Genomic DNA, 26,511 nt, shown 5'->3' on the forward strand with positions numbered 1-26,511 from the left:
GCCGTGTCGCTGTGAACCAAACGGCTTTGTCGCGTCCGGTTCCCTCGGAGGTATGGTCGACGGGAGCCTCGTCATCGCGGTGTTGGCACTGTTCACTGGAATTCTCGCGGGGGCAACGTTCGCCCTCGTCGGTGTCCCGATTCCCGCGCCACCGAACGTCGCGGGCATCCTCGGCATCGTCGGCATCTATCTGGGCTTCAAATTCGTCGAGTACGTCGGCTGGGGCTACGACCTGCTGGGAGCGTTGGGGCTGTAGCGTCGAAGGAAGTGACGAAAAACCGAACTCAGTACGAGCGGACCTTCGGCTCGTACTCCTTGTTCTCGCCTTCGAGGATGACCGGCTTGTAGTAGAGGTCCGGCGAGCCGCCGTTCCAGGAAATCATCGTGTGCTTCAGCCACTCGTCGTCCTTTCGCTCCTGGTGTTCCTGCCGCCAGTGGGCGCCGCGGAACTCCTCGCGGGCGAGCGCACCGAGGGTGATGGTCTCGGCGATGTCGATGAGGTTGCGCGTCTCGATGGTGTGGATGAGGTCGGTGTTGAACGTCCGCGAGGGGTCGGCGACGGCGACGTCCTGATACCGCTCGCGGCACTCTCGAATGACCTCCAGTGCCTTCTTGAGGCCATCCTCGTTGCGGAAGACGTTGACGTTCTCGGTCATCGCCTTCTGAAGGTCCTCGCGGATTTCTGCGTGGTTGGTGCCGTCGCGTTCCAGCAGTTCCTCGATGCGTTGGCGTTCGCGCTCGACGGCGTTCTCGACGACGGCCTTCGGGTCGGCGATGGCGCCACCGTCGGCGGCGACGTCGTCGTCGACACCGATTTCGCCCGGCGTGACCGGCGTTTCCAGCGACGTTTCGTCCTCGCTCTTCGCGGAGGGGCCGGTCGGCACCTGTGCGACCTCCATGTCCTTGCCGGCGGCGTGGTGGCCGGCGCGGGCACCCAGAACGATGAGTTCCGGGAGGGCGTTGCCGCCGAGACGGTTCGAACCGTGGACCGACGCACACGCACACTCGCCGGCGGCATAGAGGCCGTCGATGCACGTCTGGCCGTTCTCGTTGGTCTCGATGCCGCCCATGTGGTAGTGCTGGCCGGGCTTGACCGGCATGGGCTCCTCGACGGGGTTGACGCCCTCGAAGTCCTCCGCAAGGTGGATGATGTTCTCGAGGCGGTCGTAGATGCGCTCGTCGCCGAGATGTCGCATGTCGAGGTGGACGTACTCGTCGTTGATGCCGCGGCCGTTGTTGACTTCGGTCAACTCGGCGCGGGCGACCACGTCGCGGGAGGCGAGTTCGCCGGCGTTGCTCGCGTAGCCGTACTCGAACATGAACCGCTCGCCCTCGTCGTTGTAGAGGATACCACCTTCGCCACGGACCCCCTCGGAGATGAGGACGCCCGTCGACGGTAGCGTCGTCGGGTGGAACTGGACGAACTCCATGTCCTCAACGGGGACGCCGGCGCGGTAGGCCATCGCCGGACCGTCGCCGGTGTTGGCGACGGCGTTCGTCGTGTGGTCGAACACCTGCCCGTCGCCACCGGTGGCGAGAACGACGCCCTGAGTGGCTCGGAAGCCGGTGACCTCGCCGGATTTGATGTCGTAGGCGACGACGCCGTGGCACTCGCGGTCCTCGGGGTCGTCGTGGTCGGTGACGGCGAGTTCGGAGACGTAAAACTCGTCGTACACCTGGATGCCTCGTTTGACCACCTGCTCGTACATCGTGTGCAGGAGGTGGTGGCCGGTTTCGGCACCGGCGTAGGTCGTCCGCGGGAACGACAACCCGCCGAACGGTCGCTGGGAGACGCGGCCGTCGTCCTCTCGGGAGAACGGCATTCCCCAGTGTTCGAGTTGGATGACCTCCTCGGGGGCGTCCTGTGCCAGCGTCTCGATGGCTGGGGCGTCGCCGAGGTAGTCCGACCCCTTCATCGTGTCGTAGGCGTGCAGTTCCCAGTCGTCGCCGTCGCGCAAGGCGGCGTTGATGCCACCCTCCGCGGCGCCCGTGTGGGAGCGAACCGGATGGAGTTTCGTGACCATGGCCACGTCGGCGCCCTCCTCGTGGGCCGCGATGGCCGCACGGAGTCCGGCGCCGCCGGCCCCGACCACGATAACGTCGTGTTCGTGTAATGTCATAGTGTGTAGTTAGGATTCGGTGGACTTCAGCCTGCGGTTACCAGAACTTCAGGTTGCTCTTGACGGCTTCCCGTTTCAGTTCCTGGATGTGTTCGGTCAGCGGGATGTCCTTCGGACACACCTCGGTACAGGAGAACTGCGTCTGACACCGCCAGACACCGTGTTCCTGCTCGATGATGTTGAGTCGGTGTTCCTTCATCGCCTCGCCCTCGCGTTTGTCCATCGCAAAGCGGTATGCCTTGTTGATGGCCGCGGGACCGAGGTACTCGTTGTCCCCGGCGGCGATGTTACAGGAGGACATACACGCGCTACACCAGATACAGCGCGTGGACATCTTCACCTTCTCGCGGTTCTCGCGGGTCTGTTTCTGTTCTTCGCCAGACGGCAGTTCGTCGGTCTGGAAGTACGGCTCGACGGACTCCATCTGGTCGTAGAAGTGCTCCATGTCGACGACGAGGTCCTTGACGACCTCGGCGTGTGGGAGCGGTTCGATGCGGACGGGCCACTCCAACTCGGACATCTGGGTCTTACAGCCGAGGCGCTGTCGTCCGTTGACGAACAGCGCGTCGGAGCCACAGATGGCCTGCCGACAGGAGTGACGGAACGTAAGACTGGAGTCGAAGTGGTCCCGTGCGAAGATGAGCGCGTCCAGCACCGTCATCCCCTTCTTGAACGGCACGCGGAACGTGTCGAATCGCGGGTCCTTCTTGCCCTCGACTTCGGGGTCGTACCGGAACACCTTCAGCTTCACCGTCTCCTCGGCGTCCTTCAGGTTCGCCTCGGCACGCTCGCGCATGTCGGCGCGGTCGTGTTTCTCGGTGAGTCGCCGCTCCTGGTGAGTGGATTCCTCTTTTTCCTGCGGTTCGGTCTCGGTTTCTTGTTCGGTTACTTGCGTGCTCATATCAGATGAGGTTCGTCATGGCGATTGCGACGCGGATGCCCTGCACGACGAGCATGACACCTGCGACGGCGAGCAGCCACTTGACGGCCGTCTTCGGGGTCCCCTCGAGGCCCTGATTGACGAGGGCGTTGTACACGCCGTTGACGCCGTGGAACGCCCCGGCGGCGAGGAACGACACCATCGTGATGAAGTAGCCGACCTGACTCATCCGGGCCGTCGTTCCGGCGATGGTCACTTCCGCTGCGTGGTTGACGAAGTGCAGCAGCATGAAGTGATACGCCAGTACGACGACGAGGAACGCCGCGGTAAGCCGCTGGAGCAGCCACCGCGTTCCCTTCGGTTCGAACGAGGAGTAGTAGTCAGCCATCTCAGAATGCCCCCACGAGGAACGTCGGAATGCTCGCGACCGTGATGGCCGCGGAAACTATCAGTGCGGCGTAGAACGCCTTGTCCTGCGATTCCAGGCCGACACCCAAATCGACAAACAGCAGGCGGACGCCGTTGAGGATGTGGAACACGGCGACCGCGAGCAGGCCGACCTCGAGGATTCGGACCACCAGCAGACTCTCCAGCCCCTGGAGCGTCGTGGTGTAGGTGGCTCCATCCACCGTGGCGGTGCTCAACACGGCGATGTGCGTAAACAGGTAGCCGATGAGCACCCAGCCAGTGAACTTGTGGAAAATCCAAGCCCACATGCCGGCGGAGAACTCCTGCCACCGCCCGAAGTCCTCTATCAGACCTCGGTCGTACGATTGACTCATGCACGGTAGGGTCGGGTCCGCGGTGGTATAGTAGTTACCTTCTGCGAACGTCTACCACCGTACTGAACCGGCAACTCGTCGACACCATTCAGGCTCGGTCGGCAAGCTTTCGTCCGCGAATCGCCCGAAGGGTCACCCCGTCGAGTTTGACCAGGTGACACAGGGGATTGCCGGGGTACACCAACGGGTTCTCCAGAACGCCGACGAGCAGGCCGGTAAACGGCGCCTCGATGACCGCTGAGTCGGTCTTGAACGGGTTCGTGATGGTACAGACTCGGTCGCCTTCCTCGACGAGCGACCCTCGGTCGTGGTGCATCTCGACGAGTCCGCCAGCGTCGGCCCGGAGCCACGTCTTCTCGTCGGAGCCGTCGATGACCGTCCGCCATCCGGGCCACTTCACCGTCTCGGTGTTCCGCATTCCGAACTCTGCCATCACCGACAGAACACCCTCCAGCGCCTCGTCGATGAGCGGGCGCTGGAATCGGTGGGCCTCGCCCAACTCGACGGTGATGGTTGGCGTTCCCGCGTCAGCGGCCTCCCGACGGAGCGTTCCTTCCGGGCCTTGCGTCGAGATGATGACGTTCGAGGCGAAGGCGTTTGCGAGGCGTGCGACGGCGTCGTTGTCCATATCCGCGCGGGCATGGAGCATGTTCGTCCGCCCACGCGTCGAGGTGTGGAAGTCCAACCCGAAATCGCAGGGTTCGATGAAGTTCCGGAAGATGCGTGCGGCGATGCGTTTCGCGCTCGTCGAGGCGTCGTCGCCCGGGAACGACCGGTTGAGGTCGCGGTCGTAAATCGGGAGATACCGCTGTTGGGCGATAAACGCCGGGACGTTGAGGACGGGCAGACAGACGAGGGTGCCGTGGAGGTCGGAATGGTCCCACTCGTGGGCGACCTCCCGGACGATTTCGATGCCGTTGAGTTCGTCGCCGTGGGCGGCCGCCGAGAGGAACAGGGTCGGCCCTTCGGCTTCGCCGTTGACGATGGTGACGGGGACGCGGACCGGGTCGCCGAGGTACGTTTCGCTGACGGTGTAGCGGACGTTGGCCGTCTCACCGGGCGCGACCGACCCACCGTCGTACGTGAACGGGTCCGACATACGGGTCACAGGACGTAGGGATACAAAAAGGAACACACATCGTTGCCTCATCGACCGTCAGTATTTTGCCGAGACCTACCGGAGTGTGAGTATGTCTTCTGACCTCACTGTTGGCGTTCTCAGCCTTCACAGTTCGAAGGAGTCGAAAGCGATTCTCAATGCGGTCGAACAGCTCGGATACGACACCGAGTGGCTCCGCGAGCAGAACACCGCCGTCGAAATCGAAAACGGCGAAGTGACGCTGGAGCCGGAGGTGGACATCGTCGTCAATCGGCTCCTGCTGTCGAAGGAAGAACAGCCCGCGGAGGCGCTCGGACTGGCGACGATGCTCGACCGGATGCGGCCGATGTTGAACACGCCGACATCGACGATGACGGCAATCCACAAGTTCGCGACGGGGACGGCGTTGGCCGAAGCCGGTATCCAGGTTCCCGACGCGCTGTTGGCGCTGTCGGGTGACACACTCAACGACCGCCGCGAAAAGTTCGGCGACGAAGTCGTCTACAAAACCGCCATCGGCACCCACGGCGGCGGGACGTGGAAACTCGACACCGACGACCCCGTCAACCCGATGGTGGGGTCCCGGCAGGCATTCCTGCAGGAACTCATCGAACACGACGAGAAACGACACCACGACCTCCGCATCTACACCGTCGGCGGTCGCGTCGTTGGGGCGATGAACCGCTACGCCCCGGAGGGTGAGTGGCGGACGAACGTGGCGTTGGGCGGGGCCGTCGAGGACGCGACCGACGACCTTCCCGAGGAAGTCGTCACCATCGCCGAACGAGCCACGGACGTGGTGGGACTCGACTACGCCGGCGTCGACATCGTACAGGGCGAGGACGGCTACTACGTCCTCGAGGTCAATCCCACTGCCGGGTTCAAGGGACTGTTCGAGGCGACCGGTCGTTCGCCGGCCCCTCACATCGCCCGCCTCGCAATCGAGCGCGCCGGCGGCGAGGTCGACGAAGAGCGGGTGTACGAACTATCGGCGAACCTCGACGACTCCCGACCGGCGTGTATGCCGCGAAAGAAATCCCCCGAACCGGCGAAGACGGTCGTCATCGGCTACATCGAGGAGGTCGTTGCGATGGGAACCAGCGGTTCGAAGACGGTGCTCGCCAAATCCGACACCGGGGCGACGCGAACGAGCATCGACGCGCGTCTGGCCGCCGATATCGGGACCGGACCAATCAAAGACATCGTGAAAATCAAATCGGGCAGCGTCAAGAGCGGCCGCTCGCGTCCGGTCGTCGACCTCGTGGTCGGTATCGGCGGGACTCAACACACCGTCACGGCGAGCATCGAGGACCGCAGTCACATGGATTACCCGCTGTTGCTCGGTCGGGACATCCTCCAGCACTACCAAGTCGACGTGATGCGTCGTGCGGACGACGATGAACCGGAATCGCTCGACGAGGACCTCCTAGAGGAGTAAGCCGCGCGGCAACCGTCCGGTTTTTCCCCGTCGCCGTCGACCCACTCGCCATGCAAACCGTCATTCTCGCTGCGGGCGAGGGGACCAGAATGCGTCCGCTGACCGAGACGGTACCGAAACCGATGTTACCGGTGGCTGACCGGCCGCTGTGTGCCCACACCGCCGACGCGGCGGTTCAGGCGGGTGCCGAAGAACTGGTTTTCGTCGTTGGCTACGAAGCCGACGCCGTCCGGGAGTACTTCGGCGACGAATACCGCGGCGTCGACGTTTCCTTCGCCGTCCAAGAGAAACAGCGCGGAACCGCCGACGCAGTCCGGGCGGCGCGGGAACACCTCGACGGCGCCTTTGCGGTGCTGAACGGCGACAATCTCTACGACCCCGCGAGCGTGGCGGCGCTGTTCGAGGTCGCCCCCGCCGTCGCCGCCATCGAGGTCGAGGACCCACGCAACTACGGCGTCCTCTCTGTCGACGGCGACCGAGTGACCGACATCGTGGAAAAGCCCGAAGAGCCGCGGACGAACCTCGCCAACGCCGGCGCCTACGCGTTTCCAGAGGCGGCACTCTCACACCTCGACGTACCTCAGAGCGACCGCGGCGAGTACGAGATAACCGACGTTGTGGCACGAGTCATCGACGACGCCGATGTGACGGCGGTGACGCTGTCGCGGTGGCTCGATGTGGGCCGACCCTGGGAGTTGCTCGAAGCAAACGAGTGGAAACTCGGCGAACTCGACCGACGCGTCGAGGGCGACGTACGCGGCGATGCCGAACTCCGCGGAGAGGTGGTCGTCGAGGCGGGGGCGACGATAGAGCCTGGTGTCGTCATCGAGGGGCCCGCACTCGTCCGGTCGGGGGCCGAGGTGGGGCCGAACGCCTACATACGCGGGGCGACGCTGGTCGGTGAGGGGTGTCACGTCGGCCACGGCGTCGAGTTGAAGAACTCGGTCGTGATGGCCGACTCGAACGTGCCGCATCTCTCCTACGTCGGCGACAGTCTGCTCGCGCCGGGCGTGAACTTCGGCGCCGGAACGCAGGTCGCCAACCTCAGACACGACGGTGAGGACGTGAAACAGACCGTGAAGGGTGACCGCGTCTCGACCGGTCGCCGGAAGTACGGCGTCGTCGCCGGCCCGAACGTGAAGACGGCCATCAACACCAGCCTCGCACCCGGCGTCGTGCTGTCGGCGAACGCCCGAACCGACCCCGGGGAGTCGGTCACTCGGGACCGGTGAGGCGCCGAGACTGCCTCGGCGCCCGAATCGTTGCCGGACTAATCGGGTTTTAAGTTCACTGCCGCGAACGTGCGGGGTATGACGCTCGAAAAGCCCGACCTCTCGGGACAGACCGCCTTCATCACGGGAACGACCCGCGGAATCGGCAAGTCCATCGCGCTCGCATTGGCCGAACAGGGCTGTAACATCGTCTCGACGGGCAAGACAAGCGAAAACGACGACTACGGCGAGGAGAAGGACCTCGAAGGAACCATCGAACAGACCGCCCGGGAGTGCCGCGAGAAGGGCGTCGAGGCCCACCCCATTCAGTTGAACGTCCGCGAGGAGGAGGCCGTCGAGGCCGCCGCAGAGGAGGCCATCGAGGAGTTCGGCGAGGTCAACATCGTCATCAACAACGCCAGTGCAATCCAAATCGCGAACGTCGAGGACCTGCCGGCGAACCGCTTCGATTTGATGACCGATGTGAACGTCCGCGGGACGTATCTCACCTCGCGTGCCTTCCTCGACCACCTCAAGGAGGTCGACAACGCGTGGCTGTTGACGAACGCGCCGCCGGTCACGGTCGACCGCGCACCGGGAGAAGCACCGTATGCGTGGTCGAAGATGGGAATGTCGTTCCTCACGCTGTCGCTATCGACGGAGCTCAGCGGACACGACGTGGGCTGTAACTCCTTTTGGCCCGTCACCGCCATCGACACTCGGGCGACCCGATACTTCGGGATGGGCACCGAAGACGACTGGCGGACGCCCGAAATCGTCTCCGACACCGTTCTGGAGATACTCAGCCGCGACCCCGCCTCGTATACGGGTAACGCCGTCTACGACGAGGACCTGCTCCGGGAGGTCGGCGTCGAGGACTTCTCGAAGTACAACCTCACCGAGGGTGACCCGTCCCCGATGTCGGCCCAGATGTTCGACCCGAGCTACGAGCGCCCGGAGTGACGAAAACCCGTGGCACCGCCTGCGTGAACATAATCGTTCATATGGGTGCCAACTAACGGTACGACAAGATGGTCGACCCGACTTCGGACCTCGGTGAGGATGTCACCGAGGACGATGCGCCGAGATGTGAGGTGTGCGACGAGCCAATAGTGAGCGAACCAACCCACCGCGTCATCACGTGGGTCGAGGACGACCGCGTCCACACCGCTCATTTCTGTGACGACGACTGTCGGGAAGCGTGGTCCTCCTGAGTCGAGGACGTGCTGACTGCTCCGTATTTCTGTAGGCCGTAGGCTTATGGCCATCCGCTCGGAGTACAAAACATGGCCGAGCAAGACACGAACGTCGAGGAGTTAATGACTTCACCCGTCGAGACGGTTTCGCCCGATGCGATTATCGCCGAGGCGGCCCGCATCCTCGACGAGAAGGGAATCGGTTCGCTCATCGTCGGCGAGGGCCGACTCGAAGGCATCGTCACCGAGATGGACATCGTCGCCGCCGTCGGGCAGGAACGGGACCCGTCGACGCCCGTCTCGGAACTCATGTCCGACCCCGTCGTCACCGCCCGCCCAACGGAAACGCTGAAAATCGCCGCCGAACGGATGGGACACAACGGCGTCAAGAAGCTTCCTGTCGTCGAGAACGGCAAGGCCATCGGCATCATCACCACGACCGACCTCGCGCTGTACCTCCCGAACTACCAGGTGAAGATGGCCAAACAGGCCGAAACCGACCTGGTCGACGGCGAGTGGGAGTAGCACTAACACTGTAAACCTAGTGCGGAGTTTTATCATACATCGGTCACACAGTACGGTATGGACTTCGAACTCTCCGAGGAGCAGCGACAGATTCGCGAGGAGGTCCGCCGCTTTGCCGACAACGAGATTCGACCCGTCGCAAAGGAGTACGATCGCGAGGAGAAGGCGCCGTTCGACCTCATCGAGAAAGGCGCCGAGATGGGACTGTGTGGCGCACAGATTCCCATCGAGTACGGCGGCGCCGGCTACGAGATGCTCGACGTGGCGCTCATCGTCGAAGAGTTGTACGCCGCAGACCCCGGCATCGGTGGCAGCATCCTCGGCACCGCCTTCGGAAGCGAGGCCATCATCGCCTTCGGCACCGAAGACCAGAAAGAGCGGTGGCTGCCGGACCTCGCCTCCGGTGACGCCATCTGTGGGTCGGCCATCTCCGAGCCTGACACGGGGTCTGACGTGTCGTCGGTGTCGACGCGGGCGGAGAAGGACGGCGACGAGTGGGTTATCAACGGCAACAAGATGTGGATTACCAACGGCTCCATCGGCGATTTCTTCGTCGTGCTGTGTAAAACGGACCCGGATGCCGACGGCCGCTACAACGGCTTCTCCCAGATTATCGTCGAATCCGACCGCGACGGCTTCGAAGCCGACAAAATCACGGGCAAGATGGGCATCCGCGCCTCCGACACCGCCGAACTCATCCTTGACGACGTTCGCGTCCCCGAGGAAAACCTCGTCGGGACCCGCGGCGCTGGCTTCCTCCAGCAGATGCAGTTCTTCGACGAGACGCGGACGCAGGTGGCCGCACAGGGCGTCGGCATCGCAAAGGGCGCCGCCGAACGAGCACTCGAATACGCCCAAGAGCGCGAACAGTTCGGCCGTCCCATCGGTGACTTCCAGGCCATCCAGCACAAACTCGCCGACATGCACACCGAGGCCGAAGCCGCACGACAGTTGACCTACAAGTCCGCGTGGTCCGTCGACCACAAGGACGAACAACTCACCACGCTGGCGTCGATGGCCAAGGAGTTCGCCTCCCGCACCGCCGTCAAGAACGCAAACGAGTGCGTCCAGATTCACGGTGGGTCGGGGTACGTCGACGACTTCGACGCCGAACGGTTCTACCGCGACGCCAAAATCACCCAAATCTACGAGGGAACCACCGAAATCCAAAAGAACATCATCGCCCGCGAACTGCAGGAGTAATCCGGGACAGGAGATACGGTTTTATCTCGGGCGATGTCTGAACTCGCGGTCGGCACAGGCGCGTATCTCACAGAACGTATTAACTAAGTGGGTGAATTTCCCTTCGTTGAGGGATCGTGGACCTCCACGGCTGCTACGCTTACCTCTCGTGTCCGACGAATCTTACTTCAATCTCGTTTTCTTTGATGTGGACATTATGCTCTGGACCAATCCCTTTATCCTCACTCGGTTCCGCGTCCCACGCGCTCTGTGGTACGTCGAAGGTCTTCTGAAGGTTCACGTCATCTCCACGTACCTCAAGTTTGTTGATGTACGTTGCGGGGCTCGAAATAGCAACCGCCATATATCTGTCAATTGAAATCGTTCCCTCGCCCTCGAATACCAGCGTTCGTTCATTCCCCTCTCTATTGACTGTTAGCGATATCTCAACCGGATTCTCATAATCGTTATATATCTCCACCCCATGCAAATTGTCGGAAGTTTTTGACTTCTCACCGAAAACGACCTCGGTAAAGGGCTCTTGGCCGGGGTACGAGCGAGCGAATTCGCTTGTACGTTTTTCAACTGACGTTTCACCCGTCGTCGTCAACGTAAACGCTGATTCCGGCTCTGTTCCTCCTATCGAAGCACAGCCAGCAAGTGGGACAGTTAGTGCAAGACCACCGAGTCGGAGTGCCTGACGGCGCCTCATACGTCACGATTTGTGCAGGATAGCAAAAACCCGTAGGAAAGTCAAAAAACTGTTTTAGTGATTAGCTTACCAGCGATTAGACCGGACGAAATCGATATCTCAGTACACGTCCTCGATTTCGTCCTCGTAGTGACTGTGTTCCTCGGCGGGGAACGACCCGCTTTCGACGGCCTCGGCGTACGAGGAAATCGCCGTCTGCATCTCGCCGCGTACGTCGCCGAAAGCCTTCGAGAACGGTGCCGTCCGCTCGGAAAGGCCGATGACTTCGTCGACGACCAGCACCTGCCCGTCACAGTGCGGACCGGCACCGATCCCGATGGTCGGAATCGAGATGGCGTCGGTGACTGCTTCCGCGAGGTTCGCTGGGACGTGTTCCAAGACCAGCGAGAACGCGCCCGCCGCCTCGTGTTCGCGGGCCAAATCGAGAATCCGTCGGGCCGACTCCTCGTCCGTCCCCTGTCGGAACAGTCCCGTCTCGTTTTCGCGTTGCGGCGTCAATCCGAGATGTGCCTGTACCGGGATACCGAGGCGGGTGAGTCGGCGGGTCAAATCGACCGTGTGCGGACCGGATTCCAGTTTGACGGCGTCGGCGTCGGCCTCTTTGAGCATCCGGCCGCAGTTCTCGATGGCGTCGGCTTCGTCAGCGCCGTAGGAGAGAAACGGCATATCCGCGATAACGAGCGCATCGTCGGTCGCGCGGGCGACAGCCGCGGTGTGGCTGGCTATCTCGTCGACGGTGACCGGCAACGTCGAGTCATAGCCCAGTTGGGTGTTGCCGACGGAGTCTCCGACGAGCGTCATGTCGATGCCCGCCTCGTCGACCAGTCGGGCGGTGGGGGCGTCGTAGGCCGTCAGCATCGTGATGGGTTCCTCGCCGGCCTTCGCGCGGATATCCTTCGCTCGCATACCTCCGAATCCATCGCGGTGGCGGTTAAACGCTACCATCGAACGAGGCCGGAACCGTAACGGCTTACCCGCCGAGACACCGATTCGGTTCTATGCCGACCCAGGTGGAGACGACGGACCCCGAGGGCGTCGACTACGGCTGGGTGATGCAGGTGACCTTCGTGCTCACCATCGTCGTTGGCGCGCCGGTCGTCGCTGCGCTGTCGGTGTTCGTCGGGTTGGACACGTGGACTCAGCGGGCGAATTTCGCGATTCGTGTCGGTGCCGTCGTGTGGCTCTGTATCGGGATTCCCGTCTTCCTCTACGCCCGAAGCCACTCGGAGACGTAACTGAACGAACAGCCGGCCCGCTGTGCGGTTCGCTCGTCACGAACCGTATCGCCGACGAACAGCGTCGATTCGGGGGTGCCGTCGAGTCGACGAACCGTCTCCAACAGCGGTTCCGGGTCGGGTTTCTCGGTGCCGACCGTGTCGCGGCCGACGACAGCGCCGACGCCGTCGATTCCGTGTTCCTCGATAGCGATGTGGCAGGCGTCTTCGCAGTTGAGCGAGCAGACGCCGACCGGTTGCTCCGGGACGGCATCGGCCGCCGGTAGTCGCTCGGAAGCACGGGCACCGTCCCGTTCGTACCCTGCGATGACCGCTTCGACTGCCGGCCTGTGCCCTGTCTCGTTTGCCGTTTCCAACATCCCCCAGAGGCTCTCGGGCGGGACCACGCCGCGCTCTCGGAGCGTCTCAGCCACGTCGCTGGCGACAGCCTCCCAGTCGACGGTGAGGCGGACCAGGGTTCCGTCGAGGTCGAAGACGACCGTCTCGTGGTCGGTGTTCATTCCAGCAGTTCGCGGGCGATGACCTTCTTCTGAACCTGGGTCGTCCCCTCGTAGATGGTCGTAATCTTCGCATCGCGGTACAGTCGCTCGACTGGGAAGTCCGTGGTGTAGCCGTAGCCGCCGTGAATCTGGATGGCCTCGTTGGTCACGTCCATCGCGTTCTCGCTTGCAACGTACTTCGCGGTGCTGGCGGCCATCGACGGCGGTTCATCGTCGTCGAGTTTCCGGGCCGCCTCGTAGGTCAACAGCCGACCTGCCTGCGTCTTCGCGTGCATGTCGGCGAGTTTGTGCCGAATCGATTGGATGTCGGCGATGGGGCCGTCGAACTGTTCGCGCTCGTGGGCGTAGTCGATGGCGAGGTCCAGTGCGGATTGGGCGAGGCCGACCGACTGGGCGGCGATGCCGACCCGGCCACCGGTGAGAATCGACAGCGCTGCAGATAGGCCACGACCCTCGGGCGTGAGGCGGTTCTCGACGGGAATGCGAACGTCCTCGAAGACGAGCGTCGTCGTGTCGCTGCCCCGCAGTCCGAGTTTCTCCTCTTTTTTGCCGACTTCGAGACCGTCGGCGTCCTTCGGGACGATGAACTGCGTGACCGTTCGGGGGTCCTCGGGGTCGGTCTTCGCGAAGAGCACGACAACGTCGCTCCGCACGCCGTTGGTTATCCACTGTTTCGTCCCGTTGATGACGTACTCGTCGCCCTCGCGTCGGGCCTCCGTCGACATCTCGGCGGGATTCGACCCGGCGTGTGGCTCCGAGAGCGCGAACGCGCCGACGGGTCGGCCCTCGACCATATCCGGGAGCCACCGCTCCTTCTGGTCTTCGTCTCCGAACTCGGCGATACAGGAGGTCACGAGAGTCTGCACCGACAGCGCCGTCGCGACGGCCAGTTGGCCGTAGGCGACTTCCTCGTTGACGATGGCGTAGGTGAGGCCGTCGACATCGAGGCCACCGTACTCCTCGGGAATCGTCATCGCGGTGAGTTCCATCTCGGCGAGGCCGTCCCAGACCTCCTCGGGGAACGTCTCCGTTTCGTCGGCCTCACGAGCAGTCGGTCGTATCTCCTCGACTGCGAACTCGCGGACGGTGTCCCGGATGGCTTGCTGTTCGGGCGAGAGGTCCATGCCACCACGTAGGCCGCGAGGGGCAAAAGTAGTCCGCCCGTCAGGCGTCCCGAAGGGAATCGACGACCGTCGACCCGTCGGCGTCGAGGCCGCCGGCCTGTGCCACCTCCGAGGAGCCGCCACCGCCGCCGCCGAAGCGGTCGGTGAGTGACGCGACGATATCGCCCGCATCACACCCTTCGCCCGCCCCGACCGCGAGCTGTCCAGAGGGCGTCGCCAAGACGAGTACCTCGATGCCGTCCGGACGGTCTCGGACCCGCTCTGCGAGGGCGTTCGCGTCGGCGTCAACGACGCCCGCCGCCCACGTCCGACCGTCTCGCTCGAAGCACTCGGCGGCGATGTCGGCGACGCTGGCGTCGATGAGGCGCTCACGAAGCGCGTCGCGTTCGGCGGCAACCGTCTCGCGTTCCTCCTGGAGTCGGTCGACGGCCTCTGGAAGGTCGGTCGCCGCCGTCTCCAGCGTTTCTGCGGCATCGAGTGCAGCGGCTTTCTCCGCCGTCCGGCGGTCGATTCCCTCGGGACCGACAGCGAACTCCACCCGAGTCAGTCCCTCGCCGGGATTGGACCGCCCCAGCACGGTCACGGGGCCGATTTCCCGAGTATTCGAGACGTGCGTCCCGCCGCAGGCGGCGGCGTCCCAACCGTCGATTTCGACGACTCGGACCGTCTCGCCGGTGAGACCCTCTTCGGTTTGGGTGTTGAACGCCACATCCTCGCGGTCGAGTGCCTCCGCTTGCGGCTGTCGGCTCCACGTCACGTCCCGGGAGTCCCAGACACAGCGGTTGACCAGCCGTTCGAGTTCGACGAGCGTCTCGTCGTCGATGTCGGTCGACGTGCTGAAGTCCACGCGCACTTTCTCCGGGGTGATGCCGAACCCGCCGTAGCCCAATTCGTCGAAGAGGCGGCGGCCGGCGCCGTACAGCACGTGACTCGCGGTGTGGGCGCGCATGCAGTACCGCCGAAACTCGGGGTCGATAGCACCGTGAACGATTTCTCCCGTCTCCAACGTCCCGTCGACGACGTGGACGATGTCGTCGCCGCGCTGCTGTACGTCGAGCACCGTCAGTCCGCCGAGCGTTCCACGGTCGGCCGGCTGGCCGCCCCCCTCGGGGTAGAAGTACGTCTCTTCGAGAACGACCTCGCTCCCGCCGTCCCGAACGGTCGTCTCGAAGGCGAGCGTTTCCGGGTCCGCTGCTGCGGTCGCGGGTGCCATAGCTACCGACAGAACGCTCGAAGACAAAAAGCCGGTCGGAAGTCGAGTTACTCCTCTGCGAGTTCGATGCCGAGGCGTTCTTCGAGCGCTTCGATGACCGACCCGCCGACGTTGGCACGGGCGGCCCGCCCCTGTTCGACGGCGACGATGTCGTCTTCCTCTATTTCCAACTCCGCGGCGAGTTCGTCGGTTTGCAGGCCGGCGTCCTGTCGGGCGTCTTCCAGCACGTCGCCATAGCCCCGGACGAGATACGGGAGGGGGTCGTCCTCGTAGTCGGTCCCCTCTTCCCAGTCGTGGTCGACCTTCTGTGCGTCGCTGAGTTTGGCGACGTTCTGTGCGGCCTTCTTTTTGCGGTTCGGTTCGTCCTCGCGGGACTGCCCGCTCGTCCCGCCACGGTTGGGCTCCTCTCCGTGTTGGGCGCACTCGCTGCAAACTTCGAGTCGCGCGCCGGCGACGGTCGCCGTCTGGAGGTCGCGGTCCTCGGCCCCGCAGAGTTCGCAGGCGCCGCTGGAGTCACCCCCGACTCCGCCGGTCGAGTATTTCGCCATGCCCTATGTGCTGCTGGAACGTACTTGAACCCGACGCTCCGTGGCGTGGGCGACCGCGCGCAGTCCAAAGGAAAGCCCTTTTATCGTACCCCGGTTTACGAGGAATTGCAGCAAGACACGCCGTGCGTGGGTAGCCAAGCTAGGCCAACGGCGCAGCGTTGAGGGCGCTGTCCTGTAGAGGTCCGCCGGTTCAAATCCGGTCCCACGCACTGCTGGTGGCCCACAGCCACCCTACACAGTGCGGGTGCTCGCAGACAGCACCCACGCATCATCCTACCGACGCTACACCGGCCAGCAGCGGTGGTATCGAAGAATAGTTAGAGGCCGCGGCTGACGCCGATGTTCTTGAGGTAGCCGCCGCACGAACAGAGCCGCCCCTCCGGGTCCGTCTGGCGGTCACCGCAGTCGATACACTCGTACAGCGCATCCTCGTCCGGTTGTGCCCCTCGCATGCCGGTGTTTCGTTAGGTCCGTTTTGTGTTAAGTGTTACCACACCTCGTAGAAAACCACCAACATCTATCCGCAGGACCGACGTAATTCGACGCATGCAAACCCAGACGTGGGCCCGGGAACACGTCCCCGCCCTGACGGCCCTGTTGACGGCGGTGTCGCTGGCGCTCGTGTTCGGGGCCGTCCTCCAGTTGTTACCCGTTGAGGCGCTCCCGCAGCCGAACGCGTTTCTCACGGCGATTCCACACGTCAACGCAGTGATTAGCCTTCTCGCAATCGGCACCATCGCCCTCGGCGTCCGTTCGATTCGACGGGGGAACGTCGAGCGACACCGACGACTCATGGTGAGTAGTTTCGGACTGTTCGCACTGTTTCTCGCGCTGTATCTCTACCGGGTCGCGCTCCTCGGCCCCAGCGAGTTCGCCGGGCCGGAGGTCGTCTACACCTACGTGTATCTGCCGATACTCTTCGTCCACATCGCGCTGGCTATCGTCTGTGTCCCGTTCGTCTTCTATGCGCTTCTCGTCGCCGGCACCCGCCCAGTCGCCGACATCTACGAAACCGCCCACCGCAAGGCCGGCCGAATCGCCGCGAGCCTGTGGCTGATTTCGTTCAGCATGGGTCTGATAATCTACGCACTACTGTATCACGTGTACTGACGGGCGGCGTCAGTCGTCGTCGCTGGCGACACCGGCCTGTGCGCCGTCGATGGTTGGACGAACGACATCGCGGTCTGTCGACTCCCCGTCGATGTCGTAGGGGTATTCACCCGTCACACAGCCGAGACAGAGGTCCGCGCGGGATTCATCGAGCGCCTCGGCGATGGCGTCGATGGAGAGATACGACAGTGATGCTGCATCGATTTCCTCGCGGATGTCGTCGGTGTCCTTCCCCGCGGCGATGAGCTCCTCACGGGAGGCCATGTCGATTCCCATGTAACACGGGGCGACGATAGCCGGTGCGCCGATGCGCATGTGGACCGCCTCGGCGCCCACGTCGTTGAGCAACTCGACCAACTGCGTCGAGGTGGTCCCGCGGACGATGGAGTCGTCGATGACGGTGACGGTTTTCCCCTCGACCACGTCGCGGATGGGGTTGAGTTTGAGCCGGACCGCCCGTTCGCGGGCGTCCTGTGTCGGCATGATGAACGTCCGGCCGACGTAGCGGTTCTTCATCAGCCCCTCGGCGAACTCCACGTCGGCGTCGTCCTCTTGGGCAGCCTCGGCGTACCCGGAGGCGAAGGCCCGCCCGGAGTCCGGCACCGGGAGCACCACGTCCGTCTCGACACCGCTTTCTTCCCAGAGTTTGCGGCCGAGTTCGCGCCGAACGTCGTAGACGAGGTTGCCGTCGATGCGGGAGTCCGGACGCGCGAAGTAGACGTGTTCGAAGAAGCAGTGTGCCGTGTTTTCCTGTTCGACGAGTTGATAGGAGTCGAAGCCGTCGCCGTCGGGACCCAACACGACGAGTTCGCCCGGTCGGACGTCCCGGACCAAATCGCCGTCGAGAACGTCGATGGCGGCCGATTCGGAGGTGATGATGTAGCCGTCGTCGAGTTTTCCGATACAGAGGGGTCGATTGCCCTGTGGGTCACGCAGGCCCAACACGGTGTCGTCGTGGGTAATCGTCAGCGCATACGAGCCGTGGATGCGGCTCATCGTCCGCTTGACGGCCCGAACAAGGTCCGCTTCGAGGAGGTTCCGCGCGAGGTCGTGGGCGATGACCTCCGTGTCGCCGTCGCTGGTAAAGGCGTGGCCGCTTTCGGCGAGTTCCGTCCGGACCTCGTCGGCGTTGACGAGGTTCCCGTTGTGGCTCAAGCCGAGCGACCCGGATTTGAACGACACCGAGAACGGCTGTGCGCAACTGGAGTCGACGCTGCCGGCCGTCGGATAGCGGACGTGGCCGATACCCGTCGACCCGTTCAACGAATCGAGGTCGCCCTCCTCGAAGGCGTCACCGACCAGCCCCATCTCGACGTGGCTGTGCTGTTGGAAGCCGTCGTGGGTGACGATACCCGCCGATTCCTGGCCCCGGTGTTGGAGCGCGTACAGTGCGTAGTACAGCGGTCGCGCCGCGTCTCGCCCGTCCAGCGAGACGCCGACCACGCCGCATTTCTCCGTCGGCCCCTCCGTGTGCCGCCCGTCTGGCATAGACGATTCTCTGACGGCCACGCGTAAAAACCCACTCCATCGTGCGTGATATACGGGTAAACACGGACGTGTGTATACATGTTCGTGAATAACAGTGCCACATCGTGGGTCCCTCGACACACCCCGAGTCGAGTGGCTAACGAAAGTTCGACGGACGGTACTGCCTCAGGAGGACGAGCGGGGAGACTGAAGCCGCGGCTGCCGGGGAAACGAAAGCGGAAAACGTCGGTCGTTCGTTACTCGTTCTGCTTGGACTGCCACGCGTAATCGCGACGCTTGGCGGACTTTCCGAAGCCACAGGAGGCACAGACTTTCTTCTGTTTGTGGTAGGACTTCTCGCCGCAGCGTCGGCACTTCACGTGGGTCGTCTTGTTCTTCTTCCCCTGACTCGGGGTCCCGGCTCCAGTCATGGTTGTATCGAGACGAGGTTATCGCCGCGGATAATGGTTACGTTGTCGCCCTCCTCCAAGACGAGATTCATGTGCTGGTCGTAGCCGGCGAGGACACCGTCGTACACCTCGCCACCTTTCAGCGTCACACTCACTTCCGAGCCAAGGGTCTCCTCGAGCACATCGAGCGGTCGGTCGGTCATACTGGACGGCGCACACCCCGACAGTATAAACGCACCGGGTACGGTCACGCTATAGGCCGTACTCACTCACCTTCACTCGTCATCGTCCTCCTCGTCGGTGCTGTCGAGACGGTTCGTCGCGTACCGACCGACGCTGCGAAGCCGACGCACCTGCGGCAGCCGTCTGACCGTCACCGCAAGCGAGGAGACCCCGAGCAATCCCATGAACAGCAGTCCGGCCGCCAAGAGTGGGTCGTCAGCCGTCCACCGGTCGATAGCGAAAAAGAAGAAACCGATGGAGAAGGCCGCCTCGATTTTCGCTTCGAGCAGCGATATCATCTCGTCGAACTGCTCGAGGCGGTCGTCGACAGCATCGAGGGCTGCCTCCGCATCCCGGACCGCCCGTTCGGCATCGTTCTCCACCTGTTCGACGTGTTCCAGTCGCTCGTCGACGTCGGCGACCAGACGCTCGACGTCGGTCAGCGCGTCGACGAAACCCTCGTCTCGAAGCACCTGTAGTATCCGGAGCATGTTCCCCAAATCTGAGCTCATACCCCGACCCAACGGCGCCCAACGTATCGTGGTTTGGGTCACGTCCACATCCCCCGTGACTACACGTCGGCAGTGAACGGGGCGAAAGCCCCGACCCGGACGGCGACGGCCGCGAGCAACTCGGCGGCGGCCTCGAGGTCCGCGAGGTCGACCACCTCGACGGGCGTGTGCATGTAGCGGTTCGGCAGGCCGACGTTCAGCGAGGGGATGCCCCCGCGCGTGGTGTAGAAGGCGTCCGCGTCGGTGCCGCTGAAACTGCCCGACGCCTGTAGTTGCACGTCGATGCCCTCGTCTTCAGCCACCGTTCGGGTCGCCTCCACGAGTTTCGGGTGGTTAGCGCTACCACGAGCGACGACGGGGCCCGCCCCCAACTCGACGCCGGTCGAACGGTTGCCCGGTGATTCCGGCTGGTCGGTAGCGTGGGTCACGTCCGTCGCCACGACGGCGTCTGGTTCGAGGTCGAATCCGACCATCTTCGCGCCCTTGAGGCCGAGTTCTTCTTGAACGGTCGAGACGGCGTACACCGTCGATTCGTGGTCCGTCTCGGCCACCCGACGGAACGCCTCGGCCGCAGTCCAGATGCCGACGCGGTTGTCCATCCCGCGGGCTGCGAGTCGGTCGCCCTCCAGTTCGGCGATGTTCGTGTCGAAGGTCACGGGGTCGCCAACCTCAACCAACTCCCGGGCAGCATCGCTGTCCTCGACGCCGATGTCGACGTACTGTTCGTTGATTTCGTCGTACTCGTCGCTCGCGGTGTCACGGAGGTGAATCGCCACCTGTCCGATGACGCCGTTGACGGTTCCGTCGGCGGTGTGAACTCGGACGTGTTGGCCACGAGTGACCGTCTTGTCCGACCCGCCGATACTGGAGAGTTTCAGGAACCCCCCGTCGGTGATGTCCCGGACCATCAGCCCGATTTCGTCGCCGTGGCCGGCAATCGCAATCGACGGCCCGTCGCCGGCGCCCTCGGAAACGGCGACCGCGTTCCCGTAGGCGTCGACGTGTGTTTCGTCGGCGACGGGGTCGACGTAGTCGAGCCACCGTCGCTGTCCTGTCTCCTCGAATCCCGAGGGGGTCGCCGTCGACAGCAACGCCTCGAGAAACGCTCGCCGTTCGTCGTCCATACCCACGGACCGACGGGCAGACACAAGAACGTCTCGACCGGCCGTATCAACCTATAAGTCCCTCTCCGGCGAACCCTATGGTATGGCCAAATTCACCTTTCTCGAAGTCCACTTCACGGACTCCGAGTTGAGCGCGACGAAGGGGTACGACAGCGGCGAAAAGGAGGTTTCCGCCGCCGACGAACCGCTCGAAGAGTCCTCCGGGTCGAAGAAAGGTGGCGCCATCGCCGCCATTGTCGGGCTCGTCTTCCTCGTCGCCGTCGCCTACGTGGTCAAGACGAAGGTTCTCGACGACGAGTCGACGTTCGAGTTCGAGGACGACGCTGACGAACTCGACGATATCGACGCCTGAGCCGTTACTCCGCCGACAGCGGCGGGAGACTGCGCTCGATGGTTTCTCGGTCCGCCTCGAGCCACGGTGGGAGTTTCAACTCCGACCCCAGCTCCGCGACCGGTTCGTCGGCGTCGAATCCGGGACCGTCCGTCGCGAACTCGAACAGCACGCCACCGGGTTCCCGAAAGTAAATCGACCGGAAGTACCGTCGGTCCTTCTGTGGCGTCACGCGCAGTCCCCTCTCGGCGAGTTCCTCGCGCCACGCCATCTGGGCGTCGTCGTCGGGAACTCGAAACGCCACGTGGTGGACGGTACCCGCGCCCTGCATCCCCGCCGACGCCTCCGGGTCGTCGAGTACGTCGACGAACGACGCGCGGTCGCCCGCACCGACGAATCGGGTTCGATGGCCGGTCTCCTTGAGGCGTTCGTACCCCATCGTCTCCAGTACGTCGGCGGTCGCCTCGGCGTCGGCCGACAGCAGCGTGACGCCGTGGAACCCACGGATTGCGTGTTCGACCGGCACGTCGCTGCCGTCCCACGGGTCGATGTCGACGGCGCCGGTGACCAACTCCAGCGGTTGGCCGTCGTGGTCGTAGAACGGGAGGACGCGCTCCTCGAAGCGCTCCTCGACGGCGTCGTACTCGACCCCGTGGTCGTCGAGGCGGTCCGCCCAGTACTTGAGGCTCCCCTCGGGGACGACGAACGCCGTTGCGGAGGTCTGTCCGCGGCCGACCGACCCGCGGTGGCCAGCGCCGAACGGGAAGAACGTCAGAATCGTCCCGGGCGAGCCGACCTCGTCGCCGTAGTAGAGATGATACGTCGTCACGTCGTCGAAATTGACCGTTTTCTTCACCAGCCGGAGCCCGAGTACGTCGGTGTAAAAATCGACGTTCTCCTCGGGGTCGCTGGCGATGGCCGTCACGTGGTGAAGTCCGGATATCGGCTCGGGCATACTGTATCTATGTTACCGGGTTACGAGTTGTGAGGTTAAATCGGTTCGCGCACACCGACGCAATCAGGTGACGGCGGTGTTACTGGTGGGGCTCAGATATCGAGTATCTCCCGGGCGTCGTCGGGCGTCGCGACGGGGCGTTCGAGGGTTTCCGCGAGCGTTGCCGCCCGCTCGACCAGTTGGGCGTTCGTCGCGAGTTCACCCCGCCGGAAGTAGCGGTTGTCCTCCAAGCCGACGCGGACGTGGCCCCCGAAGACGATTCCCAAGGCGGCAAACGGGAGTTGATGTTGGCCGAAGCCGAGGGTGTTGAACTGTGTGCCCTCTGGGAGGTGATTGACGAGCGACCGGAAGGTGTCGGGCGTCGGCATCGCTGTCGTGCCGCCGCCGAAGATGAGCGTCGTGTAAATCGGCTCCTCGATGAGGTCCGGACGCCGGTCGAGCAGTTCGTGGACCTCGTTGAGGTGGCCGCCGTTGAACACCTCCATCTCGGGTTTGATTCCACGCTCACGCATTTCCTCGGCCAGCGATTCGACGAGGCCGCGGGTGTTCTCGGAAGTGAGGTGCTGATAGCGGTTGAGCGGCCCCATGTCGAGAGAGGCCATGTCGGGGGCGGGGTCAGTCCGAAGCGGTTCGTGTCGGATGTCGTCGGGCGCACCCGTCCCGCCGGTGGAGTGCTGGACGACGAGGTCCGTCCGCTCCCGAACTGCCTCGGTGAGTTCCTGAAATCGCTCACGCGAAAACGAGCGTTCGCCGTTCTCTCGGCGAGCGTGGAGGTGGACGACCGAGGCGCCGGCGGCTTCACACGCCTCGGCGGCGTCGGCTATCTCTTCGGGCGTCTCCGGGAGATGGGGACTGGCCTCCTTGCCGTGAACGCCGCCTGTCAGCGCCGCAGTGATGACGACTGGGTCGCCGGCGAGGTAGTCGTCGTAACTCATCGCTCGGCGTTTCGGTAGAACTCACAATCGGTCGTGTGGTCCAACTCGTAACGGTCGTTGCAGATGTCGGCACGCATCGGCTGTACGAACGCATCGACGGCGGTACAGTAGGCGCGTGCAGTCTCGAAGGTTCGCTCCTCGTTGGCCTCGCGATACTCCAGATGCGGACAGGCCATACCCGACCGACGGCCGGGGTTCACATAGTCGTTCGCTGACACCGGGGTTACCGGTATCGGCTACAGACCGCTTCCGTTCGGGAGTTGGGCGGCGTCGAGGACATCGGACACGTCTACGGACCCGAGGCCGTCCAACTGGGACCCAACCGGTCCGAGGCGGTCGTCCATCAGCGTCTCGAGTTCGACAATCGGCGTCGTCATCAGGTACTCCCGCGGGAGGTCGTCGATTATGTCCAACTCTGCCGCCAACCGCTCCGGCATCGCCGCCTCCTGAACTGCCTCCGGAAGCACTTCCAGCGAAAGGTCGGTGTCGGCTGGGTCGACGGGCGTGGAATACCCCGGTTGGTTCGGCGGCCCGCCCGGACGGAACTTCTGGGGCGGCGCACCTGAGGTAGCCCCGTGGGGGCCGTCCGGCGTCGGGTAAATCCACGAGTGCATCATTGGCGCCGTGTAACAGGGCAACATCACGTCGCCCTCGGCGGCGTCCTGCTTGTGGACCTGCCGGTAGTACCACCACGCGAACCGGCCCGCAACGCCATCGTGGGGGTGATACGGGAAGCACTCCCCGCAGTCGTTTTCGTACCCCCAGGCGTCTCGGACCTCCATGAGTTCGTCCTCCTCGCTCCGCCAGTGTACCTCTCCCTCCTCGGCGGCGACGTACATCGGGCCGATTGGCTTCCACCACTCGTTGTCGAGGATAATCGAGTCGGGGCGAAGCGGGTTCGGCTCGTAGTGGTTGTCGCCGATGTACCCCGGATTCAGCCAGTGGGAGACGCCACCGGTCGCACCGGGCGTGACGACGTCGAAGTAGGGAATGTATCCCCGAGCGATGAGCGTTCCCACGTCGTTGTACACCTGTGTGAGCGACTCGCGGGAGGCCTTGACGATGGCCTTCGTCGGTTCGGGCCACTCGGTGCACTCCGGCCACACCTCGTTGATTCGCTCGATGTCCGGGTCGTCGGTGTCTACGTCACAGTGTTCCAGCCCGGTTCCACCGGGACAGCCCCCCATCGCCGCGTTGACGTGATGCATCGTATGTCCCGATGGGAACTCGGTGTGGGGATGGTCCGGACAGAGGAGGTACTGATTCAGCGGGTCGCTGTGTTCTTCGTCGTCGTGGTCCCCACCGCCGTGGTGTCCGCCGACAGTCTCGTAGGCACACTCGTCGTGGTCGTCGCCGTGGCCGCCGTGGCCGCGTCCGTTTCCGTTGTCGTGTTCTCCGGCCGCCGTCCCGACGAGGGCGACGCCCGCGGCCGTCCCGCCGCTCAGACGCAACACCTGCCGCCTCGAAAGCCCGTCTTTGTGGTTCGGTGACATACGCCTCGTTTGTTACCAAGCGGGTGGATAACTCTTCAGTCGCATATCTGCAGTCGGGACGACGGAAGTGTGATTCTCGGTATCGAACCACGTTCCCCGGGCATGTCCGCCAGAAGCCCCTTTCGGTGAGAAAAGCACCGTGCCACCATGCGAGCCGTTACTCTCCGGGTATCCTCCGAACAGGGGTGGTTCGGGCCGTTCCATCGCGGCGTCGTCGAGTCACCGGACGTGTCGCTGCAGGCTCTGCACGAACTCCGGTTGCTCGACGACGGGTCGACGGTACTCCTCTACGAGTACGTCGGGAGCCGAGAGGCTGCCGAGCGACTGGCCGAGGAGTCCATTGACGGGGACGACGCGTGGCAGACCGGCCGCATCGACGGCAACGAGTGGATGTTCGCCCACGCCGAACCCAGCGGCCTCCTGCGGAGCCTTCTGGGTCTCCTCGGCACACGTCGAATCGCCGTCGACTGGCCCGTCACGTTCCGGAGCGACGAGACGGCAGAGGTGACGCTCATCGGCGACGACGAGGAACTGCGCCGGAGCCTCGGCGACGTTCCCGAGACCGTCTCGTTCAGTGTCGAACGAACCGGGGAGTACCGCTCGGAATCCGAGCGGTTGCTCGCAAGGTTGACCGACCGAGAGCGACACACCCTCGGCGTGGCCGTCGAGTTGGGATACTACCGGAACCCCCGTGGAGCGAACTACACGGACATCGCAGCAGCACTGGACTGCTCGACGGGTACCGTCGGGACACACCTGCGGAACGCCGAATCGAAGGTGATGCAGGCGCTCGCTGGCCGAGGGGAGTGTCGAGACACCGATTCGGCTCTCCCGGCATCCCGCTGACCCGGAAACTCTTTGCCGTGTCGCCGGCTAGCAGTCCTGTGAGTCTCTTTCGCGCCGTCCGTGCCGTCGCCGACGCCGAGGGCGAGGGACCGGTGGACTGGAGCGCCGTCGGGAACGCCGCCCGTGCAGCGACCGAACCGGGCGATTTGACCCTCTCAGAGGCCGAACATCAGGGGTACGCCGACGACGTGGCGGACGCCCGCGACGGCATCCGAGAGGCCGCCGGCGTCGACTTCGACCTCCCCTACAGCGTACAGGTCCAGAACCGCCACCACTGGATAGACGCCAACCTCGCCACGTTCGAGCGCCTGCTCGGCCCGCTCGAGGAACAGGCCTCGCTGGCGCCGTCGTTGGCACGCTCTGCGAACACGGGGTCGATGGCGCTGACGCTCGGGTTCCTCGCGAACAACGTCCTCGGACAGTACGACCCGCTGTTGCTCGGCGACGGCGACCACGAACTCTACTTCGTCCATCCGAACATCGAGTCGGTCGCGACGGTGCTGGACGTCGACCGCGACCGGTTCCGTCGGTGGATTGCCTTCCACGAGGTCGCCCACGCCGCGGAGTTCGGGGCCGCCCCGTGGCTCGCGCCGCATCTCGAAGACGCGATGGAAGAAACCGTCTCGAAACTCGCCACCGGCGAGTTCGACCGCGAGGCATTGGGCGAACTCAACGTCACCATGACCGCCGTCGAGGGGTACGCCGAACTCATCATGGACCGCGCCTTCGACCGCGAGTACGAGGACCTCAGGCGGAAACTCGACGACCGTCGACGGAACGTTGGCCCCGTTTCGGCGCTGATTCGTCGCCTGCTCGGCTTCGGAATGAAACGCGAACAGTACGAACGCGGGAAGGAATTCTTCGATGCCATCGCCGACGCGCGTGGCGTCGCCGGCGCCGCAGTCGTCTGGGAGGACCCCGCGAACCTCCCGACCGACGCGGAGTTGGACGACCCCGACGCGTGGCTCGCACGCGTCGCCTGACGAGCGGCGGCGACCGTCGCCCCCGCCGAACGAATAAGTACTCCGACGGCGTAGGTCGTGCTAACGATGAACACACTCGTGTGGCTCCTGCTCGGAGTCGCCGCGCTCATCACCGTCCACATGGGCATCCTCCTGTACCTGTATCGGGAGACGGCGACCGACTCCGGCGGCCAGACCACCGAGGCCGCCCCCGACCACGAGCGGGGGCCACGGGAACAGCCCGATAGGACGGTGTGTCCGGCCTGTGGTGCCCCGAACGACCCCGCCTATCGCTTCTGTCGACGCTGTATCAGTGACCTCTCGGCCGGAAAAACGACCGCGAGCGGTGACGGACCGACCGAGCGCTTGGGGAGTTGAA

34 protein-coding genes and 1 tRNA gene are annotated in these 26,511 nt (G+C 64.1%); 14 read left to right on the forward strand and 21 right to left on the reverse strand.

Annotated features, from left to right (window positions below):
• Positions 1-52: 52 nt before the first annotated feature.
• Positions 53-256 (forward strand): XapX domain-containing protein, encoded by a 204-nt coding sequence (locus NMP98_RS05040; RefSeq protein ID WP_254860459.1) that lies wholly within the window; start codon positions 53-55, stop codon positions 254-256.
• Positions 257-284: 28 nt separating this feature from the next.
• Here the strand turns inward: NMP98_RS05040 and NMP98_RS05045 are convergent, their stop codons facing one another.
• The 5 genes from NMP98_RS05045 to NMP98_RS05065 all read right to left on the reverse strand — a co-directional run bounded on the left by NMP98_RS05045 (position 285) and on the right by NMP98_RS05065 (position 4,881).
• Entirely contained in the window at positions 285-2,120 is a 1,836-nt protein-coding gene (locus NMP98_RS05045) for an FAD-binding protein (RefSeq protein WP_254860460.1), read from the reverse strand.
• Positions 2,121-2,157: 37 nt separating this feature from the next.
• Positions 2,158-3,021: a succinate dehydrogenase/fumarate reductase iron-sulfur subunit gene (locus tag NMP98_RS05050; protein ID WP_254860461.1), complete on the reverse strand. Its 864-nt coding sequence runs from the start codon at positions 3,019-3,021 to the stop codon at positions 2,158-2,160.
• 1 nt (position 3,022) lies between these two features.
• Positions 3,023-3,388, reverse strand: a complete 366-nt coding sequence (locus NMP98_RS05055) for a succinate dehydrogenase/fumarate reductase transmembrane subunit (protein ID WP_254860462.1) — start codon at positions 3,386-3,388, stop codon at positions 3,023-3,025.
• A 1-nt stretch (position 3,389) separates the two neighbouring features.
• Positions 3,390-3,782 (reverse strand): succinate dehydrogenase, cytochrome b556 subunit, encoded by a 393-nt coding sequence (gene sdhC / locus NMP98_RS05060; RefSeq protein ID WP_254860463.1) that lies wholly within the window; start codon positions 3,780-3,782, stop codon positions 3,390-3,392.
• Positions 3,783-3,870: 88 nt separating this feature from the next.
• Positions 3,871-4,881 carry a succinylglutamate desuccinylase/aspartoacylase family protein gene (locus tag NMP98_RS05065; protein WP_254860464.1) on the reverse strand — a complete coding sequence of 337 codons (1,011 nt, stop codon included), beginning with the start codon at positions 4,879-4,881 and terminating at the stop codon, positions 3,871-3,873.
• 91 nt (positions 4,882-4,972) lie between these two features.
• Between NMP98_RS05065 and NMP98_RS05070 the strand changes: the two genes are divergently transcribed.
• From NMP98_RS05070 to NMP98_RS05095, 6 genes are all read left to right on the forward strand, one after another.
• Positions 4,973-6,319, forward strand: coding sequence for a RimK family alpha-L-glutamate ligase (locus NMP98_RS05070; RefSeq protein ID WP_254860465.1), 1,347 nt, complete (start codon positions 4,973-4,975; stop codon positions 6,317-6,319).
• Between the two features lie 50 nt (positions 6,320-6,369).
• Positions 6,370-7,551, forward strand: a complete 1,182-nt coding sequence (glmU, locus tag NMP98_RS05075; protein ID WP_254860466.1) for a bifunctional sugar-1-phosphate nucleotidylyltransferase/acetyltransferase — start codon at positions 6,370-6,372, stop codon at positions 7,549-7,551.
• A 78-nt stretch (positions 7,552-7,629) separates the two neighbouring features.
• Positions 7,630-8,493 carry an SDR family oxidoreductase gene (locus NMP98_RS05080; protein ID WP_254860467.1) on the forward strand — a complete coding sequence of 288 codons (864 nt, stop codon included), beginning with the start codon at positions 7,630-7,632 and terminating at the stop codon, positions 8,491-8,493.
• Between the two features lie 68 nt (positions 8,494-8,561).
• Positions 8,562-8,744, forward strand: coding sequence for a DUF7576 family protein (locus tag NMP98_RS05085; protein ID WP_254860468.1), 183 nt, complete (start codon positions 8,562-8,564; stop codon positions 8,742-8,744).
• Between the two features lie 72 nt (positions 8,745-8,816).
• Entirely contained in the window at positions 8,817-9,251 is a 435-nt protein-coding gene (locus NMP98_RS05090) for a CBS domain-containing protein (protein WP_254860469.1), read from the forward strand.
• A gap of 57 nt (positions 9,252-9,308) precedes the next feature.
• Positions 9,309-10,454 (forward strand): acyl-CoA dehydrogenase family protein, encoded by a 1,146-nt coding sequence (locus tag NMP98_RS05095; RefSeq protein WP_254860470.1) that lies wholly within the window; start codon positions 9,309-9,311, stop codon positions 10,452-10,454.
• A gap of 139 nt (positions 10,455-10,593) precedes the next feature.
• Here NMP98_RS05095 and NMP98_RS05100 read toward each other — a convergent pair whose 3' ends face one another.
• Positions 10,594-11,145: a hypothetical protein gene (locus NMP98_RS05100; protein WP_254860471.1), complete on the reverse strand. Its 552-nt coding sequence runs from the start codon at positions 11,143-11,145 to the stop codon at positions 10,594-10,596.
• 99 nt (positions 11,146-11,244) lie between these two features.
• Positions 11,245-12,051 (reverse strand): 3-methyl-2-oxobutanoate hydroxymethyltransferase, encoded by an 807-nt coding sequence (panB, locus tag NMP98_RS05105; RefSeq protein ID WP_254860472.1) that lies wholly within the window; start codon positions 12,049-12,051, stop codon positions 11,245-11,247.
• Between the two features lie 92 nt (positions 12,052-12,143).
• Between panB and NMP98_RS05110 the strand changes: the two genes are divergently transcribed.
• The gene (locus tag NMP98_RS05110; RefSeq protein ID WP_156708710.1) at positions 12,144-12,380 is read left to right on the forward strand and encodes a DUF5822 domain-containing protein; all 237 of its coding nucleotides are present in this window, start codon (positions 12,144-12,146) and stop codon (positions 12,378-12,380) included.
• Here the strand turns inward: NMP98_RS05110 and NMP98_RS05115 are convergent.
• From NMP98_RS05115 to NMP98_RS05130, 4 genes are read right to left on the reverse strand one after another with little or no spacing between them, the layout of a single operon-like run.
• Complete coding sequence (locus NMP98_RS05115; RefSeq protein ID WP_254860473.1) at positions 12,353-12,880, reverse strand: HAD family hydrolase; 528 nt, start codon at positions 12,878-12,880, stop codon at positions 12,353-12,355. The genes NMP98_RS05110 and NMP98_RS05115 overlap by 28 nt on opposite strands.
• Positions 12,877-14,004, reverse strand: coding sequence for an acyl-CoA dehydrogenase family protein (locus NMP98_RS05120; RefSeq protein WP_254860474.1), 1,128 nt, complete (start codon positions 14,002-14,004; stop codon positions 12,877-12,879). The genes NMP98_RS05115 and NMP98_RS05120 overlap by 4 nt, the downstream gene beginning before the upstream one ends.
• 40 nt (positions 14,005-14,044) lie before the next feature.
• On the reverse strand, positions 14,045-15,217 hold the full coding sequence (locus NMP98_RS05125) for an alanyl-tRNA editing protein (RefSeq protein ID WP_254860475.1): 1,173 nt from the start codon (positions 15,215-15,217) through the stop codon (positions 14,045-14,047).
• A 47-nt stretch (positions 15,218-15,264) separates the two neighbouring features.
• Positions 15,265-15,765 (reverse strand): helix-turn-helix domain-containing protein, encoded by a 501-nt coding sequence (locus NMP98_RS05130; RefSeq protein WP_254860476.1) that lies wholly within the window; start codon positions 15,763-15,765, stop codon positions 15,265-15,267.
• A gap of 124 nt (positions 15,766-15,889) precedes the next feature.
• On the opposite strand from NMP98_RS05130, the gene NMP98_RS05135 reads away from it, so the two are divergent.
• Positions 15,890-15,974 (forward strand) — tRNA-Leu (locus NMP98_RS05135).
• A gap of 108 nt (positions 15,975-16,082) precedes the next feature.
• Here the strand turns inward: NMP98_RS05135 and NMP98_RS05140 are convergent.
• Positions 16,083-16,217: a rubrerythrin-like domain-containing protein gene (locus tag NMP98_RS05140; RefSeq protein WP_254860477.1), complete on the reverse strand. Its 135-nt coding sequence runs from the start codon at positions 16,215-16,217 to the stop codon at positions 16,083-16,085.
• Positions 16,218-16,311: 94 nt separating this feature from the next.
• On the opposite strand from NMP98_RS05140, the gene NMP98_RS05145 reads away from it, so the two are divergent.
• Entirely contained in the window at positions 16,312-16,875 is a 564-nt protein-coding gene (locus tag NMP98_RS05145) for a DUF420 domain-containing protein (protein ID WP_254860478.1), read from the forward strand.
• Between the two features lie 9 nt (positions 16,876-16,884).
• On the opposite strand, the gene purF is transcribed toward NMP98_RS05145, so the two are convergent.
• The 5 genes from purF to NMP98_RS05170 form a co-directional block, all read right to left on the reverse strand.
• Positions 16,885-18,363 carry an amidophosphoribosyltransferase gene (gene purF / locus NMP98_RS05150; RefSeq protein WP_254860479.1) on the reverse strand — a complete coding sequence of 493 codons (1,479 nt, stop codon included), beginning with the start codon at positions 18,361-18,363 and terminating at the stop codon, positions 16,885-16,887.
• A 236-nt stretch (positions 18,364-18,599) separates the two neighbouring features.
• On the reverse strand, positions 18,600-18,773 hold the full coding sequence (locus tag NMP98_RS05155) for a 50S ribosomal protein L37e (protein ID WP_254860480.1): 174 nt from the start codon (positions 18,771-18,773) through the stop codon (positions 18,600-18,602).
• On the reverse strand, positions 18,770-18,955 hold the full coding sequence (locus NMP98_RS05160; RefSeq protein ID WP_156708702.1) for an LSM domain-containing protein: 186 nt from the start codon (positions 18,953-18,955) through the stop codon (positions 18,770-18,772). Before NMP98_RS05160 ends, NMP98_RS05155 begins: the two co-directional genes overlap by 4 nt.
• Before the next feature lie 72 nt (positions 18,956-19,027).
• Complete coding sequence (locus tag NMP98_RS05165; protein WP_254860481.1) at positions 19,028-19,486, reverse strand: hypothetical protein; 459 nt, start codon at positions 19,484-19,486, stop codon at positions 19,028-19,030.
• A gap of 59 nt (positions 19,487-19,545) precedes the next feature.
• Positions 19,546-20,610: a M20/M25/M40 family metallo-hydrolase gene (locus NMP98_RS05170; RefSeq protein WP_254860482.1), complete on the reverse strand. Its 1,065-nt coding sequence runs from the start codon at positions 20,608-20,610 to the stop codon at positions 19,546-19,548.
• 82 nt (positions 20,611-20,692) lie between these two features.
• Between NMP98_RS05170 and NMP98_RS05175 the strand changes: the two genes are divergently transcribed.
• Positions 20,693-20,962 (forward strand): hypothetical protein, encoded by a 270-nt coding sequence (locus tag NMP98_RS05175; protein ID WP_254860483.1) that lies wholly within the window; start codon positions 20,693-20,695, stop codon positions 20,960-20,962.
• Between the two features lie 4 nt (positions 20,963-20,966).
• Here the strand turns inward: NMP98_RS05175 and NMP98_RS05180 are convergent, their stop codons facing one another.
• The 4 genes from NMP98_RS05180 to NMP98_RS05195 all read right to left on the reverse strand — a co-directional run bounded on the left by NMP98_RS05180 (position 20,967) and on the right by NMP98_RS05195 (position 24,324).
• Positions 20,967-21,896 (reverse strand): ring-cleaving dioxygenase, encoded by a 930-nt coding sequence (locus NMP98_RS05180; RefSeq protein WP_254860484.1) that lies wholly within the window; start codon positions 21,894-21,896, stop codon positions 20,967-20,969.
• Positions 21,897-21,988: 92 nt separating this feature from the next.
• On the reverse strand, positions 21,989-22,831 hold the full coding sequence (locus NMP98_RS05185; protein ID WP_254860485.1) for a beta-keto acid cleavage family enzyme: 843 nt from the start codon (positions 22,829-22,831) through the stop codon (positions 21,989-21,991).
• Positions 22,828-23,007, reverse strand: coding sequence for a hypothetical protein (locus tag NMP98_RS05190; protein ID WP_254860486.1), 180 nt, complete (start codon positions 23,005-23,007; stop codon positions 22,828-22,830). The genes NMP98_RS05185 and NMP98_RS05190 overlap by 4 nt, the downstream gene beginning before the upstream one ends.
• Positions 23,008-23,067: 60 nt before the next feature.
• Entirely contained in the window at positions 23,068-24,324 is a 1,257-nt protein-coding gene (locus tag NMP98_RS05195) for a hypothetical protein (RefSeq protein WP_254860487.1), read from the reverse strand.
• Positions 24,325-24,471: 147 nt separating this feature from the next.
• Between NMP98_RS05195 and NMP98_RS05200 the strand changes: the two genes are divergently transcribed.
• The 3 genes from NMP98_RS05200 to NMP98_RS05210 all read left to right on the forward strand — a co-directional run bounded on the left by NMP98_RS05200 (position 24,472) and on the right by NMP98_RS05210 (position 26,510).
• Positions 24,472-25,170, forward strand: coding sequence for a helix-turn-helix domain-containing protein (locus NMP98_RS05200; RefSeq protein ID WP_254860488.1), 699 nt, complete (start codon positions 24,472-24,474; stop codon positions 25,168-25,170).
• Between the two features lie 38 nt (positions 25,171-25,208).
• Positions 25,209-26,153 (forward strand): zinc-dependent metalloprotease, encoded by a 945-nt coding sequence (locus NMP98_RS05205; protein WP_254860489.1) that lies wholly within the window; start codon positions 25,209-25,211, stop codon positions 26,151-26,153.
• 66 nt (positions 26,154-26,219) lie between these two features.
• Entirely contained in the window at positions 26,220-26,510 is a 291-nt protein-coding gene (locus NMP98_RS05210) for a zinc ribbon domain-containing protein (protein ID WP_254860490.1), read from the forward strand.
• Position 26,511: the final 1 nt, after the last annotated feature.

This window comes from Natronomonas gomsonensis, assembly GCF_024300825.1.
GTDB lineage: Archaea > Halobacteriota > Halobacteria > Halobacteriales > Haloarculaceae > Natronomonas > Natronomonas gomsonensis.